General features: G+C 72.3%; 14 protein-coding genes and 1 pseudogene. 9 read left to right on the top strand and 6 right to left on the bottom strand.

Translation table 11 applies throughout. From position 1 onward, the window contains the following. Positions 1-12: 12 nt before the first annotated feature. Both pdxH and ACWC5C_RS06700 read left to right on the top strand, forming a co-directional pair. Entirely contained in the window at positions 13-645 is a 633-nt protein-coding gene (gene pdxH, locus ACWC5C_RS06705) for a pyridoxamine 5'-phosphate oxidase (protein WP_450874703.1), read from the top strand. A 474-nt stretch (positions 646-1,119) separates the two neighbouring features. After that, positions 1,120-2,574 carry a PAS domain-containing protein gene (locus tag ACWC5C_RS06700; protein WP_450874379.1) on the top strand — a complete coding sequence of 485 codons (1,455 nt, stop codon included), beginning with the start codon at positions 1,120-1,122 and terminating at the stop codon, positions 2,572-2,574. 43 nt (positions 2,575-2,617) lie between these two features. On the opposite strand, the gene ACWC5C_RS06695 is transcribed toward ACWC5C_RS06700, so the two are convergent. Continuing rightward, positions 2,618-3,373, bottom strand: coding sequence for an SIS domain-containing protein (locus ACWC5C_RS06695; protein WP_450874377.1), 756 nt, complete (start codon positions 3,371-3,373; stop codon positions 2,618-2,620). 195 nt (positions 3,374-3,568) lie between these two features. Between ACWC5C_RS06695 and ACWC5C_RS06690 the strand changes: the two genes are divergently transcribed. Continuing rightward, entirely contained in the window at positions 3,569-4,261 is a 693-nt protein-coding gene (locus tag ACWC5C_RS06690; RefSeq protein WP_385446071.1) for a metal-dependent transcriptional regulator, read from the top strand. A gap of 545 nt (positions 4,262-4,806) precedes the next feature. Next, the gene (locus ACWC5C_RS06685; protein WP_450874375.1) at positions 4,807-5,691 is read left to right on the top strand and encodes an alpha/beta fold hydrolase; all 885 of its coding nucleotides are present in this window, start codon (positions 4,807-4,809) and stop codon (positions 5,689-5,691) included. Between the two features lie 54 nt (positions 5,692-5,745). Here ACWC5C_RS06685 and ACWC5C_RS06680 read toward each other — a convergent pair whose 3' ends face one another. Continuing rightward, a complete protein-coding gene (locus ACWC5C_RS06680) occupies positions 5,746-6,384 on the bottom strand; it encodes a hypothetical protein (RefSeq protein ID WP_450874373.1) in 639 nt (212 codons plus the stop codon). Between the two features lie 293 nt (positions 6,385-6,677). Between ACWC5C_RS06680 and ACWC5C_RS06675 the strand changes: the two genes are divergently transcribed. After that, positions 6,678-7,031: an SH3 domain-containing protein gene (locus ACWC5C_RS06675; RefSeq protein ID WP_450874371.1), complete on the top strand. Its 354-nt coding sequence runs from the start codon at positions 6,678-6,680 to the stop codon at positions 7,029-7,031. A gap of 91 nt (positions 7,032-7,122) precedes the next feature. On the opposite strand, the gene ACWC5C_RS06670 is transcribed toward ACWC5C_RS06675, so the two are convergent. The 3 genes and pseudogenes from ACWC5C_RS06670 to ACWC5C_RS06660 all read right to left on the bottom strand — a co-directional run. Then, a complete protein-coding gene (locus tag ACWC5C_RS06670) occupies positions 7,123-8,802 on the bottom strand; it encodes a transporter (protein ID WP_450874369.1) in 1,680 nt (559 codons plus the stop codon). Continuing rightward, positions 8,799-9,656 carry an ABC transporter ATP-binding protein gene (locus ACWC5C_RS06665; protein WP_450874367.1) on the bottom strand — a complete coding sequence of 286 codons (858 nt, stop codon included), beginning with the start codon at positions 9,654-9,656 and terminating at the stop codon, positions 8,799-8,801. Before ACWC5C_RS06665 ends, ACWC5C_RS06670 begins: the two co-directional genes overlap by 4 nt. Before the next feature lie 220 nt (positions 9,657-9,876). Next, a pseudogene (locus tag ACWC5C_RS06660) lies at positions 9,877-10,518 on the bottom strand (bifunctional DNA primase/polymerase); the annotation flags it as partial. Between the two features lie 495 nt (positions 10,519-11,013). Between ACWC5C_RS06660 and ACWC5C_RS06655 the strand changes: the two are divergent. Then, positions 11,014-12,405, top strand: a complete 1,392-nt coding sequence (locus ACWC5C_RS06655) for a transcriptional regulator (protein ID WP_450874365.1) — start codon at positions 11,014-11,016, stop codon at positions 12,403-12,405. Between the two features lie 129 nt (positions 12,406-12,534). Further along, on the top strand, positions 12,535-14,766 hold the full coding sequence (locus ACWC5C_RS06650; protein WP_450874363.1) for a hypothetical protein: 2,232 nt from the start codon (positions 12,535-12,537) through the stop codon (positions 14,764-14,766). A gap of 25 nt (positions 14,767-14,791) precedes the next feature. Here the strand turns inward: ACWC5C_RS06650 and ACWC5C_RS06645 are convergent, their stop codons facing one another. Further along, positions 14,792-16,111: an ABC transporter substrate-binding protein gene (locus ACWC5C_RS06645; RefSeq protein ID WP_450874361.1), complete on the bottom strand. Its 1,320-nt coding sequence runs from the start codon at positions 16,109-16,111 to the stop codon at positions 14,792-14,794. A gap of 172 nt (positions 16,112-16,283) precedes the next feature. On the opposite strand from ACWC5C_RS06645, the gene ACWC5C_RS06640 reads away from it, so the two are divergent. Then, a complete protein-coding gene (locus ACWC5C_RS06640; RefSeq protein WP_450874359.1) occupies positions 16,284-16,730 on the top strand; it encodes an SCO4402 family protein in 447 nt (148 codons plus the stop codon). A 45-nt stretch (positions 16,731-16,775) separates the two neighbouring features. Then, positions 16,776-17,645 (top strand): formyltetrahydrofolate deformylase, encoded by an 870-nt coding sequence (purU, locus tag ACWC5C_RS06635; protein ID WP_385438967.1) that lies wholly within the window; start codon positions 16,776-16,778, stop codon positions 17,643-17,645. The last annotated feature ends 25 nt before the right edge of the window (positions 17,646-17,670 follow it).

Below are 17,670 nucleotides of genomic sequence, written 5' to 3'. Positions count from 1 at the left end.
GACCCGGCCGCCATGCGCGAGCACTATCGCGCGGCGGGCGTGGACGAGACACGCCTCGGGGGCACCCCGTTCCAGCAGTTCACCCGGTGGTTCGAGGAGGCGGTGGGCAGCGGTCTCTACGAGCCCAACGCGATGATCGTCTCCACGGCGGACGCGGCCGGGCGCCCCAGCTCCCGTACGGTCCTGATGAAGAGCTTCGACGAGCGCGGCTTTGTCTTCTACACCAACTACGCGTCGCGCAAGGGCCGCGAACTGGCCGGGAACCCCCAGGTCTCGCTGCTCTTCCCGTGGCATCCGATCGCCCGCCAGGTGATCGTGACGGGCCTCGCGCAGCGCACCGGGCGGGACGAGACGGCCGCGTACTTCCGGACCCGTCCGCACGGCTCGCAGCTGGGCGCGTGGGCCAGCGCGCAGTCCTCGGTGGTCGGCTCTCGGGAGGAGCTGGAGCGGGCGTACACGGAGCTGGCGGACCGCTATCCGCCGGGCGAGCAGGTGCCGGTGCCGCCGGAGTGGGGCGGGTTCCGGGTGGTGCCGGAGGCGGTGGAGTTCTGGCAGGGCCGGGAGAACCGGCTGCACGACCGGCTGCGGTACGTACGGACGGCGCCGGGCGCGGAGGACTGGCGGATCGAGCGGCTATCCCCGTAAACGTGCGGGACATCCGGCGGCCCCTCGGCGCCGGGTCCCGGCACGGGGCAGGCGCAACACTCGGGGGCCTCGGCACACAGCCGGAGACGCAGACGACCCGTGGGTCTCTCCCCTGGCGCCGGTGAGGGCGCCTGGGGGCCGGTCGGACGTACCGGCGACCCACGGGCCGGGTGACTGCTTGGGATTGGCCGGCTGCGCACATCGTTCGTGCGCCGGTCCGGCGAATGCGCTGAGCGCGACGACGGACTGCTAGCCCGCAGTCACCTCACGCGTCCGGATTTGATACATCGGCCGAACCACCTCCCTTCTCGTGTGCTCACCACCTTAGGAACGCCCTCGCGGAGCAGACAAGCGAATTTCCGGGAGGCAACGATTTCGCGGAATCAGGTGTGGCGCGCGTCACGTTCGAGTTCAATGTTCCGACGTGCACCATCACAGGCAGCCACGCCCACCACGTCCCGCAGGGGGTGTCCGGTGACCGCTCCGCAGCGCTCCGAACCCGCACGTCCCGCGCGTCCCGTACCGGCGCAGTCCGCGTCGGCGGCCGCGCCCGTGCCCGCGACCGGCCCAGGCCGGGACGACTCCGATCTGCTCGCCGCGCTCCTCGACGGCATGGACGCCGCGCTGTGCGCGTTCGGCGCCGACGGCACCGTCACCCACTGGAACCGCGAGGCCGAGCGCATCCTCGGCTGGACCACGGCCGAGGCCGTGGGGCGCAAGGGGCTGGCGGGCTGGGCGGTCCGTTCCGAGGACGCGCGGGATATCGAGGCCCGGCTGATGGAGGCGCTGGACGCCACCGGCCGCCGGGTGCACGAGTTCGCCCTGCTGACCAAGGACGGCGGCCGGGTCCTGGTCCGTACCCAGTCGTCGGCGGTGCCCGGCGCGGACGGCCGCCCGGCCGGGGTGTACTGCGCGTTCAGCGAGGTGCACGCGCAGCTGGACCTGGAGCGGTCGATCGCGCTGAGCGAGGCGCTGCTGGAGGACGCGTCCTGGTCCGTCGTCCTCGTCGACGCCGACCTGCGGGTGGCCGTCCTCAACGGCAGCGCGGCGGTCGCGCTGCGCACGGGGCGTACGGCCGCGCTGGGGCGGCCGCTGGGCGAGTTCCTGGACCAGGGCGTGGAAGAGGCGGAGAACGCCCTCCAGTACGTCCTCGCCGAGGGCGCGCCCCAGGCGCCCACCGAGCTGTGGGTGACGCTGCGCGAGGCGGCCGACGAGTCCCCGCAGGACGGGCCCCCGGCGCGGCGCTGCTGGCGCAGCGGCTTCCTGCGGCTGGCCTCACCGCTGACCGAGGAGCCGGTGCCGCTCGGGGTGGCGTGGATCTTCCAGGACGTGACGGAGGCGAAGCAGCACGAGCAGGAGAGCACGCGGCTTCGCTTCCGCGGCAATCAGCTGCACCGGGCGGCGCGGGCGGCGGCCGAGTGCGAGGACCCGATGGAGGCGGCGGCGGTCCATCTGGACTTCGCGCTCGCGGGCTTCGCCGACCACGCCCTGATCGATCTGGTCCTGGACCGTCCGGCGGCGGTGCCGCCGAGCGCCCTGCCGCCCGGCGAGGGCGAGCGGATCCGTCTCGTCCGGGCGGCGGCCACGCCGTGCGGCACCTCGGGCCCGTGCTCCCCGATCGCCCCGGGCGGCATCCCGGTGGCGTACCTGGAGGGCCACCCGGCGCTCCAGGCGGCCGAGCGCTGCGGTTCGGTACGGGCGAGCGCGACGCGTACGGACGAGGCGGCGGCGGCCCGGTGGGCGGCGGCCCGCAAGTGGCCGGAGGGGTCCGTGCACGCCCTGTGCGCGGTGCTGCGCAGCCGGGGCCGCACCCTGGGCGTGCTGACGTTCCTCCGCGGCCCGGCCCGCCGCCCCTTCGACCGCCCCGACACGGCGTACGCGGAGGACGTGGCGGCCCGGGTGGCGGCGGCGGTGGACCTGGCCCGCTAGAAGGCCCTGCCCGCTAGAAGACTGCCCGCTGGATGAATCTGAACTACTGCCGGTAGAAGATCCGGTCCGCGTGCTCCGCCATGACCTGCTGGTTCCACTCATGGCCGCCGTCCACGTTGCCCGAGCGGAGCAGGGGCGGCCGCACGCCGCGCGCGACCAGCTCCTCCACCCCGGCCGCCACCACGGCCTGCATCAGCGCGCTCGTCACGACGGTTGACGCGGGGGCGAACGGTGCCCCGACGCCCTCCGCCGTGACCTCCGCGTCGCCGACCGGGATCTTGCTGTCGAGGACCAGGTCGCAGTGGTCCTTGAGGAAGCCGCCGGTGGCGTTGCGGGACGTGGTCCCCGTCGCGTACGCCACGGACGTCACGCCGATCACCGTGACCCCGCGCTCCCGCGCGCCGGTCGCCATCTCCACCGGCAGCGTGTTCCGCCCGGACAGCGAGATGATGAACAGCAGGTCCCCTGGGCGCAGCGGCCCGGTCTCCAGGACGGCCGTGGCGAACCCGTCGACCCGCTCCAGCGCGCTGCCGAGGGGCGCGGGCATGACGTCCACCCCGGTCACCCCCGGCACCGGGAGCAGGTTCATCAGGGCCAGCCCGCCCGCGCGGTAGACGACGTCCTGCGCGGGCAGGGACGAGTGGCCCGCGCCGAAGACGAAGATCCGCCCGTTTCCGGTGATCGCGTCGGCGATCAGGCCGCCCGCCGAGGCGATGCTTTCGGCCTCCTCGTCCCGCACTCTGTGCAGCAGCCCGATGGCGGCATCGATAAAGCGCCCTGTCGGCTTGCTCTGGCTCATCGCCGAGGCCCTTCGTGTCGGTGTTAACTTGGGTCCACATCCCCGTGGCGCGGATCACGTTGCGATGTGGATCATGAAGCTGTCAATACCACCTCCTTCCTCCCTCGTTACGGCAGTGGCCGATCCGGCTCCGTTGTCGGTGGGATGCGTCAGAATTGGGTTCAGGGCCACCGCACGACACATCAAGGGGCACGCATGTCCGGACTGATCGACACCACGGAGATGTATCTCCGCACCATCCTCGAACTTGAGGAGGAGGGCGTGGTCCCCATGCGCGCCCGGATCGCGGAGCGGCTCGATCAGAGCGGCCCCACCGTCAGTCAGACGGTGGCGCGCATGGAGCGTGACGGGCTGCTCATGGTCGCGGGCGACCGTCATCTGGAGCTGACGGAGGAGGGCCGCCGCCTGGCCACGCGCGTGATGCGCAAGCACCGGCTCGCGGAATGCCTGCTGGTCGACGTGATCGGCCTGGAGTGGGAGCAGGTCCACGCGGAGGCGTGCCGCTGGGAGCACGTGATGAGCGAGGCGGTGGAGCGCCGGGTCCTGGAGCTGCTGCGCCACCCCACCGAGTCGCCGTACGGCAACCCGATCCCGGGTCTGGAGGAGCTGGGCGAGAAGGGCGAGGCCGACCCGTTCCTGGACGACAGCATGGTGAGCCTGCGCGAGCTGGCCCCCGGCACCGAGGGCAAGACGGTGGTCGTCCGCCGCATCGGCGAGCCGATCCAGATGGACGCCCAGCTGATGTACACGCTGCGCAGGGCCGGGGTTCAGCCGGGCTCGGTGGTGAGCGTGACGGAGTCTCCGGGCGGAGTCCTGGTGGGCAGCAGCGGCGAGGCCGCGGAGCTGGAGGCGGACATCGCCTCGCATGTCTTTGTGGCCAAGCGCTGATTCGTAGCCGAGCGCTGACTCCATCCCCGACCCCCGTTGGGCGCGTGACCTGCGGGGACGGTTTTTGTCTGGACCGGAGTTCGGGGAAATCGAGCGGTTGGGGGCGACCCGTGCAACCCTGTCGCTGACGCATATGCACAAGCGTGCTCGCGGTCAGGGGAGGGGGCTCCTATGGGCCCGACGTGCGGCAGCGATGCCGAGCGGGCGTTCGAACGCGAGGGCCCCGGTGCCGTGAGGCGCCGGGGCCCCGCTTCCCCATGTCCCCCCGGTGGGCCCCGGGCCGTGCGGTCCGCGCGAACGCGGCCTGCGCGGCCCGGGGCCGTAGCGACCCGGAGCCCCGAGCTCCCAGGGTCATCCCCCGCGGACTTCCTTCCCCGAGTAGTCCGCCTCCCGCTAGCTGTCTCCCCTCGGCGGAGGCGACCAATCCTTGAGCGTGGTCACTCGAATGAGGGGTGTTGCCCGGCACTTGCGGTGCGTTCGAATACAAGTTCGATACTGTGGGGTGGTTGGGGTTGCTCGGGAGAGGGATGGAGGTGCCAGACGACATGGTGCGACGCATCGACGTGACCGGAGCCGCCGGGCTACGGCTCGCGGCCTGGGAGTTCACGGACCCGCCCAAGGCCGGAGGCCGCGCGGGAGCGCGCGGCGGCCCCGGAGTGCTGCTGCTCCACGGGCTGATGGGCCGCGCCGCGCACTGGGCGGAGACCGCCCGCTGGCTCGCCACCCGGCACCGGGCCGTCGCCCTCGACCAGCGCGGCCACGGCCGCAGCGAGAAGCCCGCCGAGGGACCGTTCGACCGCTGTGCGTACGTGGCGGACGCCGAGGCGGCCGTCGAGCAGCTCGGCCTTGGCCCGGTGACCCTGATCGGCCACTCCATGGGCGCCCTGACGGCCTGGCAGCTCGCCGCGCGCCGCCCCGACCTGGTCCGGGCCCTGGTCATCTCCGACATGCGGGCCTCGGCACTCGGCGGCGCCTCGCAGCGCGAGTGGTCCGACTGGTTCCGGTCCTGGCCGGTGCCCTTCGCGACCCTCGCGGACGTCCGCAGGTGGTTCGGCGAGGACGATCCGTCGCTGGAGCGTCCGAACGCCGCCCGGGGCGACTTCTTCGCCGAGATCATGGCCGAGCGTTCGGACGGCTGGCGCCCCGTCTTCTCCCGCCGTCAGATGCTGAAGGCCCGCGCGGCCTGGGCCCATGACGCCCACTGGGAGCAGCTGGCCCTGGTGGAGTGCCCCACCCTGGTCGTCCGCGGTCTGGACGGCGAGCTGGGCCGTGCCGAGGCCCAGGAGATGGTCCGCGTCCTCCCCCGAGGTGAGTACGCGGAGGTGGCCGACGCGGGTCACCTCGTCCACTACGACCAGCCGGACGGCTGGCGCCGCGCGGTGGAGCCGTTCCTCGCCGCGACCCTCCCCGCACAGCCCGGACCCGTGTAGCGCGGAGCAGCCGCAGCGTCAGGATCCGCGGCGTCAGGATCCGCGGCGTCAGGATCAGTGCCGCGAGGGGAACTTCCAGACGAACGGCTTGCCGCCGATCTCGGTCCAGGCGATCTCCAGCCGCTTCGTATCGGCCGGGATGAGGAAGGTGTTGCAGAGTGAGTAGCTCTGACCGTCCTTCCAGTTCTTGACGGCGTCCGGGTCGACGCACCCCTTCGGCGCGTCACCGCCGATGACCTTCGCGCCGCGCTGCCCGTCCGCGTACACATCCGCGTAGTCGCCGACCCGCGGCCATTCCTTCACGGCGGCACCGGACAGATGCCGGTACGTCACATAACCGGTCGCCGGGACCTTGCCCTTGGCGTCCGCCGGGTCGGAGACCAGGGCCTTGGCCTCGGCCGCCGTTCCGATGTCGATCCGCCGCGCGGTGATCGAGTAAAACGGCTTGACGCCGGTGTCCTCCTTGAATGCCCGCGAAGCGGACTGACCGGGTTTCAGTACAGCCTTCGCCGCCGCACTCGCACCGCGCGTGCCGTTCTTGTGCGTTCCGCTGAAGCGGGAATGCGGCTTGTGCTTGGGGGATGTGGACGTATGGCTCTTTTTCCCGGAGGATCCACATGCGGTGAGCGTCAGGGCCAGTACACCAACGGGCGCGGCGACGCACAGCCACGTTGTCTTCTTCAGCAAGTCCATCTCCCCTGCGCGATCTTTCTCCGATCGATGATCCTAGGGGCTGGAATTCCGTATCCGGGTCGCCAACTGTGTGCGTACTGTGACGGCCTGGGTGTGGCGGTGTGGAAAGTGGCCGGAACCGGGCCATGTCGCGGTGCGGACGCGGCCATTCCCTCGCGGAATTCAACCTTCGCGGCCTCAATGGCGTCTACCGGTACGGTGCTTGCCGCATGGCTGCTGCTAACCTCGGCCGGGCGCAATCACGCATTAACACACCAGGCGTAAGGAAATCACTGAACTCGGGGGGAGATCGCGTGAAGCTTAAACAAAAAGCCTCGATGGTCGTGCTCTCGGCGGTGCTCATGCTGGGCGGTTCGGTCGCGATGGCGCCCACGGCGTCCGCGGTGGGCTCGTCGGCATGCCGGTTCAATTCGCCGGACGTCAATTTCAAGGTCGTGACGAGTGGCGCCAGATTCCGCACCGGACCGGGAAAGAAGTACCGCGCGATAGGGACGCTGTACCGGGGAGACTCCTTCCGGTACTTCTGCCGCACCGGCAATCTGGGCGGATTCATGAAGAGCTGGTCCTACGGAAAGATCCTCAAGCGGACCACCTCGGGCATCAAGCCCGGGACCAAGGGCTGGGTCTACAGCAAGTACCTCGACTAGAGGGAAAGCGGCAGGGGGAAAAGCGGCGCGGGAGTGGGACCTGACCAGTCCCGCTCCCGCGCCGTACCCTCATCTCGCCCAGGGGCCGGGCTCAGCCCTTGCTCACCGCCGCCAGGATCTCCGGCAGCCGCCCCACCGTCCGTGGCGCGGCCAGCCGCAGACCGGCCTCCGCGAACGCCGCGCCGTACGCCACGCCCAGCGGCAGCAGCACCCACAGCAGGCCGTGGTTCCCGCTGACGTGCAGCCAGATCGTCAGTCCCAGCAGCGGCGCGCACAGCAGGGCGCCCACGATCATGCCGCCGAAGAGGCTCATCCACGCGAGCGAGCCCTGCCCCGGTGCCACGTTCTTGGCGCTGTCCTGCGGGATGGAGTACGGGAGCAGCGCCGAGCTGAGCGCCCCGGTCGCCATCAGCGCGCCGAGCAGGCCGTACGCGAGCCCGAGCGCCTCGGGGATGGCGGGCAGGTCCTTCAGGAAGACGGCCGAGCCCACCACCGCCAGGAGCACATACGGCACTCCGACCAGCGCCACCGCGAACGCCCGCCCGCGCAGCTCCAGATAGGCGTCCCGGGTCGTGGAAATGGTCTGCGCGACCATCCAGAAGGCGGAGGAGTCCTGACCGAACTGGTTGTACATCTGCATGCCCAGCATCCCGGCGGCCCAGCACGACCAGTAGATGCTGCCGTTGCCCTGGACGGAGGTGAGGAGCGGCATCAGCAGGCCGACCCCCAGCGCGCTGACCCAGCTGGTCTTGGCCTTGGGGTCCCGCACCGCGTACCGCAGGATGCGCAGCATGGCCGTGCCGCTGCGCCCCGCGGGCAGCAGCTTGCCGAGCGGGCCGGGCGTGGCGGTGGACGAGCCCGCGCCCCCGGCGCCCCGCCGGGGCTTCTCCGGCTGGATCGTGGAGCTGTCCGGCGTGGTCATCAGATGCGTGAGGCTGCGCGACCACCACCACATCAGCAGCGCCAGCACGGCCGCGCTCAGGGCGAACTGGGCGGCGGCGATCCCGTACGCGCCCTCGCTCACGCCCTGTACGGCGTCGATCGCCGACGCGGGCGGCACCCAGCGCAGGACGTCCGCGGTGGGCCGCAGCACGCCGAGCCCGCCCTCGCCGGACAGCTTCTGCACGCCCACGTTCACGAGCTGCAGCCCGATCGCCACGAACAGACCGCTCAGCAGCGCGAGGTCGCGGCCCTTGCGGCTGCTCAGCAGCCGGGAGTTGGCGGTCGCGACGGCCCGGGCCAGCGCCACGCACGTCAGCACGGACAGCACGCCCGCCAGCAGGGCCGCCGCAGCGGCCGCCGCCCCGTGCGCGATCGCGATCAGCGACCCCACCACCAGCGTCAGCGTGAACAGCGGGCCGACGCCGATCAGCGAGGACACCAGCAGCGCGCCGATCAGCGGCCGGGGCCGCAGCGGCAGCATCACCAGCCGGGTCGGGTCCAGGGTCTCGTCACCGCTGGGGAAGAAGAGCGGCATCACCGCCCAGCCCAGCGCGAGCACCGCGGTGAGGACGGTGACCAGCGCGTCCGCGTCGTCGTTGCCGCGCAGCAGCACCAGGCCGAGCAGCTGGAGGGCGGCGAAGAGGACGGTGAAGACGATCGAGGTGATGTACGCGGCGCGGCGGCCCGCGGACTGCCGCAGCCCGTTGCGCATCAGCGACAGCTTCAGCTGGACGAAGACGGGCAGCGGCGAGCCGGTGGGGACCGCCGGGGGAGCGGGCGCCGCGGTGTCGAGCGGGCCCTTGGCGTCGAGCGGATCGGTGAGCGTCATCGGGCGCCGCCGCCGAGCCAGTCGAGGTTCTCGCCCGAACCCTGCTCACGCGCGCCCACCAGCTCCAGGAAGGCGTCCTGGAGGGACGGCGCCTCGCCCCGTACGTCGGCCAGCGCGCCCTGCGCGCGGATCTTGCCGCGCGCCATCACCGCGACCCAGTCGCACAGCGACTCCACCAGCTCCATGACATGGCTGGAGAAGACGACCGTGGCACCGGAGCGGGTGTACCGCTCCAGCACGCCGCGGATGGTCTGCGCGGAGACCGGGTCGACGCCCTCGAAGGGCTCGTCGAGGAAGAGGACCTCCGGGTTGTGCAGCAGCGCGGCGGCCAGGCCGATCTTCTTCCGCATACCGGTCGAGTAGTCCACGACCAGCTTGTTCTGCGCACCGGCCAGGTCCAGGACGTCCAGCAGCTGGGTCGCGCGCTTGTCGACCTCGTCGCCGGGCAGCCCGCGCAGCCGCCCGGTGTACGCGAGGAGTTCGCGCCCCGACAGCCGCTCGAACAGCCGCAGCCCCTCCGGCAGCACCCCGATCCGCGCCTTGACCTCGGCCGGGTCCTGCCAGACGTCGTGCCCGCCGATCTCGACCGTGCCGGAGTCGGGGCGCAGCAGCCCGGTGATCATCGAGAGGGTCGTGGTCTTGCCCGCGCCGTTGGGGCCGACGAGTCCGATGAACTGCCCGGCCGGGATGTCGAGATCGATGCCCTGGACCGCGATCTGCTCCCCGTACCGCTTCCACAGACCCCGCACCTGCACGGCGGGCCGCTGCGGCGTCGCGGGCCCGGCCGCGCCCTCGGCGGGTGCGTGGCCCTCGGCGGGTGCGTGTACGTCTGCGTCTGCGTGTGCGTCCGGCACTGAAATCCCCGTCTCCCAACGTCAGGCTGGTACGGGGACTGGTCGCGTCCCCGTCCGCGACCACGATACGGGGGGCCGGGGACAAGGCCCAGGCGCGTCAGCGGCGCTCGGGGGAGCGCGTGTCCCGGCCGCGCGTGTCCCGGCCGCGCGGCTCGCGTCCACGGACCTCGCGTGCCCGGATCTCGTACCCACGGGTGTCGTGCGCACGGGGCTCGGGGGCGCGGGTTTCGCGTCCGCACGCGTAGGCGAGCGTGCTCACCAGCTCCTCGGCGTCCGGCAGCCAGCGGTTGGCGGCGGTCGGGCGGCGGGCCCACTGGGTCGGGCCGTGCCGCCCGACCCGGGTCGGGGGAGCGACCACGTAGTCCCCGTCGCCGCGCGCCGCCAGGTCGACCGAGGACGGCGGCCAGCCCAGGTTCCGCAGCAGGTCCGGGATCTTCGCGGCGGCGCCGGGGAGCACGAAGAAGAGCATCCTGCGGTCCGGGGTGGAAGTGACCGGGCCGAGGTCGACGTTGCGGCGCTCCATCCGGGCCAGTGCCAGACAGCCCGCCGACTCCGGTACGTCCAGCGCGTCGAAGGTACGGCCGGTCGGCAGCAGGATCGACGCGCCGGGGGCGCGGGCCCACATCCGCCGGACCACGACCGGGCTGCCGGTCGCCTGGTTCACCCAGTCCGGGGCGGTCGGATGGGCGCCGGGGGCCGGGCAGTCGGCCTGGCCGCAGGAGCAGCACTGCAGGCCGCCCACGGTGTCCAGCCAGGCTCCGGCGAGCACGTCCCAGTGGCGTTCCTCGGCGTAGCGCACGGCGGAGTCGAGCAGCCGTTCACCGCGCTGCTTCGGAATGTGTGGTGCTGCTGTCACGTCCATGGTCTCTTCCACGACAACACAACTCCCGCCGTCAACAAGGGTTACGGCCGGTCCCCCGCCTGTACGCCGGGGCCCGCGCCCCGAGCCCGCGCCCCGGGCGCGGCGAGTGAGCCGAAGGGGCGCGCCGGTGTCGAAAGGGAGAGCGCGCGCAGGGAGCGAGGCACGAGCGACCGAGCACGGTCGACCGTCGACATCGGCTGTGGCGCCCCGGAGGCGAACCGAGCCTCAAAAGGGGGGCGCGCTGGCATGCCGGGGCGCATGGGTGCATGGGTGGGGGCGCGTATGGGGTTCCGGCTGTGTAAGCGGGTAGCCACCATGCGTGACAGGCGTACGAGGGCGTTTTGGCGCGGCCGTACGCACGTACGTGAACCAAGCGGTCTATGTGGTCAATACGGGCAAGTTCCGCATTCGCCGTATACCCGCGATACCCGCGGGGAACTGATCAACAGGGACGGCATCCGCCGAGAACGCACAGCAGTCACTGGGGGTAAAACCATGGCCGCTAGGCCGCTTGTGGCGCGACAGCCGAACGAACGGCTGCAGGCGCTCATTCAGGAAGCCGCGTGCTCCAATGCCGGTTTGGCCCGCAGGGTCAACATGTGCGGTGCCGAGCACGGTCTCGATCTGCGCTACGACAAGACGTCGGTCGCGCGCTGGCTGCGAGGGCAGCAGCCCCGGGGCCGCGCCCCGGGCATCATCGCCGAGGCGCTCGGCCGCAAGCTCGGCCGAACGGTCACGATCGACGAGATCGGCATGGCCAACGGCAAGAACCTGGCGTCGGGCGTGGGGCTGCAGTTCTCGCCGACCGTCCTCGGCGCGATAGAGCAGGTCTGCGAGTTGTGGCGCAGTGATGTCGGCCGCCGCGACTTCCTGACCGGCTCGACGGTCGCCGCCTCGGCGCTCGTCGAACCCAGCCGCGACTGGCTGATCACCGGTGCGGACGCGCAGGTCGCGCGCACCGCCGGGTCCCGGGTCGGCCGCTCCGACGTCGCCGCGGTGCGGGCCACCACGGACGCGCTGGTCGAGCTGGACCACCGCTACGGCAGCGGCCATGTGCGCCCCGTCGTCGTCCACTACCTCAACAGCGTGGTCTCCGGGCTGCTCGCCGGGTCCTACCGGGAGTCGGTCGGGCGCGAACTGTTCGCGGCGGTCGCCCGCTTGACGGAGCTGGCCGGGTACATGGCGATCGATACCGGCCAGTCCGGGCTCGCCCAGCGCTACTACATCCAGGCGCTGCGGCTCGCGCAGGCCGCCGGGGACCGGGGATACGGCGGCTACGTGCTGGCCGCCAGCATGAGCCATCTCGCCGCCCAGCTGGGCAACCCCCGGGAGATCGCGCAGCTGGCCAAGGCCGCGCAGGAGGGTTCGCGCGGCCAGGTGCCGCCGCGCGCCGAGTCGATGTTCCTGGCCGCCGAGGCGCGCGGGCACGCGCTGATGGGGGACGCCCCGGCCTGCCAGCACGCGGCCGGGCGCGCCCTGGACGCGATGGAGCGGGCGGTGGGCAGCGGCGGGCCCACGGGGGACGAGCCGCCGTGGATCCAGCACTTCGACCACGCCTATCTGGCCGACGAACTCGCCCACTGCCACCGCGACCTGGGCCAGGCCGAGCCCGCCCGGCGGCGCGCCGAAGAGGCCCTGGCGGGCCACCCCGAGGGGCGGGTGCGGCGCCGCGCCATCGGGCTGCTGCTGCTGGCCACGGCGCACGTCCAGGGGCGCGAGGTGGAGCAGGCGTGCCATGTCGGCGGCCAGGCGGTGGATCTGCTCCAGACGCTGCGCTCCAACCGGGGCGCGGAGTATCTGGACGACTTCCAGCAGCGGTTGGAGCCGTACCGGGACGAGCCGGTGGTCCGGGAGTTCGGGGCGAGGCTGGAGGTGCAGGCCGCCTGAGCCCCCTCCTGTCGCCCTTGCGCCGGGCCTCGGCCGGTGACCAGTCTCTCCCTCCGCCGGGCTCATACCCCCGTGGGTAACCGGTAGCGTGAGCCGACGATTCGGCAATCGGTTATTCAAGGAGACCCGGTGACGCAGAGCGGACAGGGTAACGAGCCGCACCTGCCTGCGGTCCGTGAGGGCGTCGTACTGCCCGCTCAGGGCGACCAGTGGCCCCCGGAGGCCTCTGAGCCTTCGGGGCCTTCGGGGCCTTCGGGGCCGCAGCACGGTGCCCCGGCCGGTGGTCAGGCCTGGGGCGAGCCCTGGGGCCCCCAGGCCCCCGCCCCGTCCGCTCCCGCCGGACCCCCCACAGGCGCAGGCCCCCTGCCCCCCGAGGACGCGCCATACGGCCAGCCGAGCCAGCCGCCCCCGGCACAGCCTGCCGGACCGCCTCCGCAGGGCGCTGGGCAGTCGTACGGGCCTCCGCAGGGCGCGGGCCAGCCGTTCGGCGGGCCGCAGCCTGCCGGTGCGCCGCCGCAGGGCGCGGGGCAGTCGTTCGGGCCTCCGTCGCAGGGCGCGGGGCAGCCGTACGGTTCGCCGCAGGCACCGGAGCAGCCCTCCGGCACGCCGCAGCAGGGGCCGGATCAGTCGTACGGTCTCCCGCAGGGTGCGGGGCAGCCGTACGGTTCGCCGCAGGCACCGGATCAGTCGTTCGGTCCGCCGCCGGGTGCGGGGCAGCCTTCCGGTGCGCCGCCGCAGGGTGCCGGGCAGCCGTACGGTCTGCCGCAGCCCTCGGAGCAGCCGTACGGGCCTCCGCCGGGTGCGGGGCAGCCCTCCGGTGCGCCGCAGCAGGGTGCCGGGCAGTCGTTCGGGCCGCCGTCGCAGGGCGCGGGACAGTCGTTCGGCTCGCCGCAGGCCCCGGAGCAGCCCTCCGGGGCGCCGCAGTTGGGCGCTGGGCAGTCGTTCGGGGCGCCGCAGGGGGACGCGGCGGGGCAGGGCTGGGCGCCGCAACAGCCGCTGCCGCCGCAGCAGTCACCGCAGCAGCCCGCGTATCAGCAGCCGCAGGCCCCGCAGCAGCCCCCTGCGTACCAGCAGGCACAGCCGTACCAGCAGCCCCAGCCGCAGCAGCCGGAAAGACAGGCTCAGCCGCAGCCGGAGCCCTACGCCGGGGCCGCCGACGAGACGCAGTTGCTGCCGCCGCAGCCTGCGGGGGACGCCGAGGCGACCCAGTACATACCCCCCGTCACCGCGCAGCAGCCGCAGGCGTCCGCCAGCGCGCCGCTGCCGCCCGAGAACCGGCCCGCCAAGGCCGAGGCCCCCGGCGAGTCCACCACCCAGCTGCGCACCGTGCGCCCCGGCCGGGGCGCGCATCGAGGGCGCGGGCAGCAGCCCGCGCCCGCCGCCCCGGCGGGAGACGCCGAGGAGACGTCCGTCCTCCCGGCACCGATCCCGGCCGCCGCCCCCGCCCCCTCCCGGCGCGGTCGGCAGCAGCAGCAACAACAGCCGCCGAAGCCCACCGGCTCCCCCTTCGCGATCCGCCCCGGCCGTCCGGGCGACCGGCCGCCGCCCTCCGAGTTCGACGGTCTCTTCCGGGCCGACGGCGACGCCCCCACAGGCGCCGACTCCCCCGGCGAGACGCAGCAGATGCCGCAGTTCACCGCCCCGGCCCCCGCCCCGCCCCCGGCGGACGGGGGCGGCGGGCATGGCGGCCGTGGCAGCCGGGGTGGTGGCCGCCGTCGCCGGATGTCGCCCGCCGTGCTCATCGGCATCGTGGTCGCGGGCTGCGGGATCGCCGGGCTCGCCGCCGGAGCCGCGCTCAGCGCGGGCGGCGACGACGAGAAGAAGGACGACAACGCGACGCTGGGCTCCAGCTCGGAGCCGAACGCCGGGGAGGACGAGTCGAGCGAGCCGTCCAAGTCCGCCGATCCCGCGCAGCCGCAGGCGAAGGCGCTGGACGCGCTGCTCAAGGACAGCAACAACAGCCGCTCGGCGGTGATCAACGCCGTCAACAGCATCAAGACCTGCAAGAACCTGCCCAAGGCCGCATCCGACCTGCGGACGGCCGCCGGGCAGCGCAACGGCCTGGTGACGCGGCTCGGCAAGCTGTCCGTCGACAAGCTGCCGAACCACACCCAGCTGACCGCGTCGCTGACCAAGGCGTGGAAGTCCTCCGCGCAGGCCGACAACCAGTACGCGGCGTGGGCCGACCAGACCCGTGGCAAGAAGGGCTGCCCCAAGGGCCAGGCCCGCCGGACCGGACGGGTCGGCGCGGCCGAGCGGGCGAGCGGCGAGGCGACGGCGGCCAAGCGGAAGGCGGCCGAGCTGTGGAACCCGCTCGCCGGGAAGTACGGCCTCACCAAGCACGAGGCCACTCAGCTGTAGACAAAAGTGGGTGGCCCCGGGACGGTCAGTCCCGGGGGCCGTACCGCTCCAGCGTCTTCGCCACGTTGACGAACCCCTTGCGCACCGCGACCAGCCGCCCGTCGCGCACCACCTGATAGGTGACGTCGGGGTTCACGATCCGCGGATAGTCCCGCACGTTCAGCGGGTCGTTGTAGCCCCAGCGCAGCGGCGGCGTGAGGCCGCCCGTGTCGACCTTGTGGCCATGGTCCAGGGCATTGCGCAGGGTGCGCGCGCTGATGTCATCGGGGTTCAGGGACATCAGCGCGGAGCGCAGCGCGGTGTAGGCGATCCAGGTGGTCTGGGTGCCCGCGTCGTCGGGGTCGATGCGGTTGTCGTCGAAGGCGTACTTGTTGATGACCTTCTTCATGGGGCCCCAGCGCGGATCGTCCGGCGCCGGGTACCAGCCCGTGGCGTACGTCCCCTCCAGCGGGCTGCTGCTGCCGCCCGTGCTGTCGACCAGGGACTGCCGGACGCTGCCCATGATGGAGGCGATCCGCACCTTCGGGTGTTCCTCCTGGACGCGCCGGAAGGAGTCGAAGAAGGTGCCTGTACGCGCGCCGAGCGCGGCGGTGACGCAGGCGTTGTCCATCTCGGCGCCCGCGGTGGCGGAGCCCAGGGAGCTGTCGGCGCCGACGTCCGTGAGGGCGGTGGTGGCCTGGGAGCTGTAGTCGCCCGCGTCCTCGGGGGCGCGTATGTCGTGCGCGGGCTGGCGGCCCGCCGCCTTGAGCCCGGCGTCGAGGAGTTCGGGGAGTTCGTCGCCCGCGATGGTGTCGGGACGGACCAGCGAGACGCGGTCGCAGCGGGAGGCGAGCTGGCGGCCGTTGCCCGCGAGCAGCGTGGCCTGGCCGCCGTTGACCGGGTAGGAGTACGGGCTGTTGAACTCCTCCTGGGTCAGCCCGTAGCCGCCGATGTACGGGATGCCCGCGACCTCCAGCGGGGAGGTGAAGGAGCGGCCGTGCTGGCTGTACGAGCCGACGACGGCGACGGCCTTGGCCTTGCCCGCGTTCTGCGCGCAGCGCGCGGCCTGGACCGAGTCGTTGCGCTCGTTGCAGGTGATCACCTTGAGCTTGCGGCCGTGGATGCCGCCGCTGGCGTTGACCCAGCGGGCGTACGCCTGCGCCATGGCGGGCATTCCCGGCATATTGGTCGCTTTGGTGCCCTCGGGGGCCCATGTCATCACGACGATGGGCTTCTTGTCCGGCCCCTTCGTCAACCCTGGCAGCGAGCCGCATCCGGTCAGCGAGGACGCGCCCGCTGCGGTGCACAGTGCGGCGGCGACGGCTGCTCGGAGGGGGCGGGAGGAGGGGCGTCGCCGTCCGGTCATGGTATGCGAGCCTGGTGCTCCGGTCGGAACGCGACCGCTATGCCGGGGAACGCGCGGGTATCGGGAAGGTGAACACACGGGGGGTTATGCGGCCCTCTGTGTGAAGAACGTACGATCGGTGACTGTGCAAGGTTCGGAGAAGTCTTCCCGTCGCGGCCATCGCTCGACCACCATGGGCGGTATGCCTGTCAACGACATGCCGTGGTGGCGCTGGCGTACCAATGTGCGCTCGGGGCTGCACATGCTCTCTGACCCGGTCTTCCAGCAGGAGTGCTGGCTGGCCGGGCAATCCGGATACGGTGACGTCACCGACGCCGTGTACCGACTGGTCGAGGACACCTGGCTGGACAACTGGTCAGCCGAGAAATACGTCGGAACGATCTTCCGGGACTCCCAGGAGGCGGCGCTCGTCGATGTCGCCGTACTGCGGGTGCTGAGGATCCTCCACCAGGTCGGCGCGGACGCCCAGGTCTCGGCGTACATCGAACATCACGGCTGGCCGGAGGCGGTGCGGGCGGCCCGCGACGCCCATGTCCTGCTGGCCTCCAACGACGGCGAGGACCCGGACGTGCCGCCGCGCACCCTGGAGGTGCTGTCGATCATGACGCAGGTCGCCTAGGCGGCGGTCCTGAGGAGTGTCGCGGGTGTGCGACGCTATGGAGTCATGAGCCAGTCGCATTCCGTCCCCGACCAGTACATCCTCACGCTGTCCTGCCCTGACAAGCAGGGCATCGTGCACGCCGTGTCGAGTTTCCTCTTCATGACCGGCTGCAACATCGAGGACAGCCAGCAGTTCGGGGACCGGGACACGGGGCTCTTCTTCATGCGCGTGCACTTCCGCGCCGTCTCCCCGGTGAAGGTCGAGGACCTGCGGGCGAGCTTCGCGGCGGTCGGCGACTCCTTCGGGATGGACTGGCAGATCCACCGGGCCGACCAGAAGATGCGCGTCGTGCTGATGGTCAGCAAGTTCGGGCACTGCCTGAACGACCTGCTCTTCCGCTCCCGGATCGGCGCGCTCCCGGTGGAGATCGCGGCGGTGGTCTCCAACCACACCGACTTCGAGGAGCTGGTGGGCTCGTACGGGGTCCCGTTCCGGCACATCCCGGTGACCAGGGACACCAAGGCGCAGGCCGAGGCGGAGCTGCTGAAGCTGGTGCGCGCGGAGAACGTCGAGCTGGTGGTGCTGGCCCGCTATATGCAGGTGCTCTCGGACGACCTGTGCACCCAGCTGTCCGGCCGGATCATCAACATCCACCACTCCTTCCTCCCGAGCTTCAAGGGCGCCAAGCCGTACCACCAGGCCCATGCGCGCGGGGTGAAGCTGATCGGCGCGACGGCGCACTATGTGACGGCCGACCTGGACGAGGGCCCGATCATCGAGCAGGAGGTCGAGCGCGTCGGCCACGATCTGACCCCGGACCAGCTGGTCGCGGTCGGCCGCGACGTCGAGTGCCAGGCGCTGGCGCGGGCGGTGAAGTGGCACAGCGAGCGCCGCGTGCTGCTGAACGGCCACCGGACGGTCGTCTTCGGCTGACGGCGGTACGGCGGTACGGGACGGC

The sequence above is a fragment of the Streptomyces sp. NPDC001700 genome (assembly GCF_053596435.1).
This window is presented reverse-complemented; position numbering and strand designations above follow the sequence as displayed.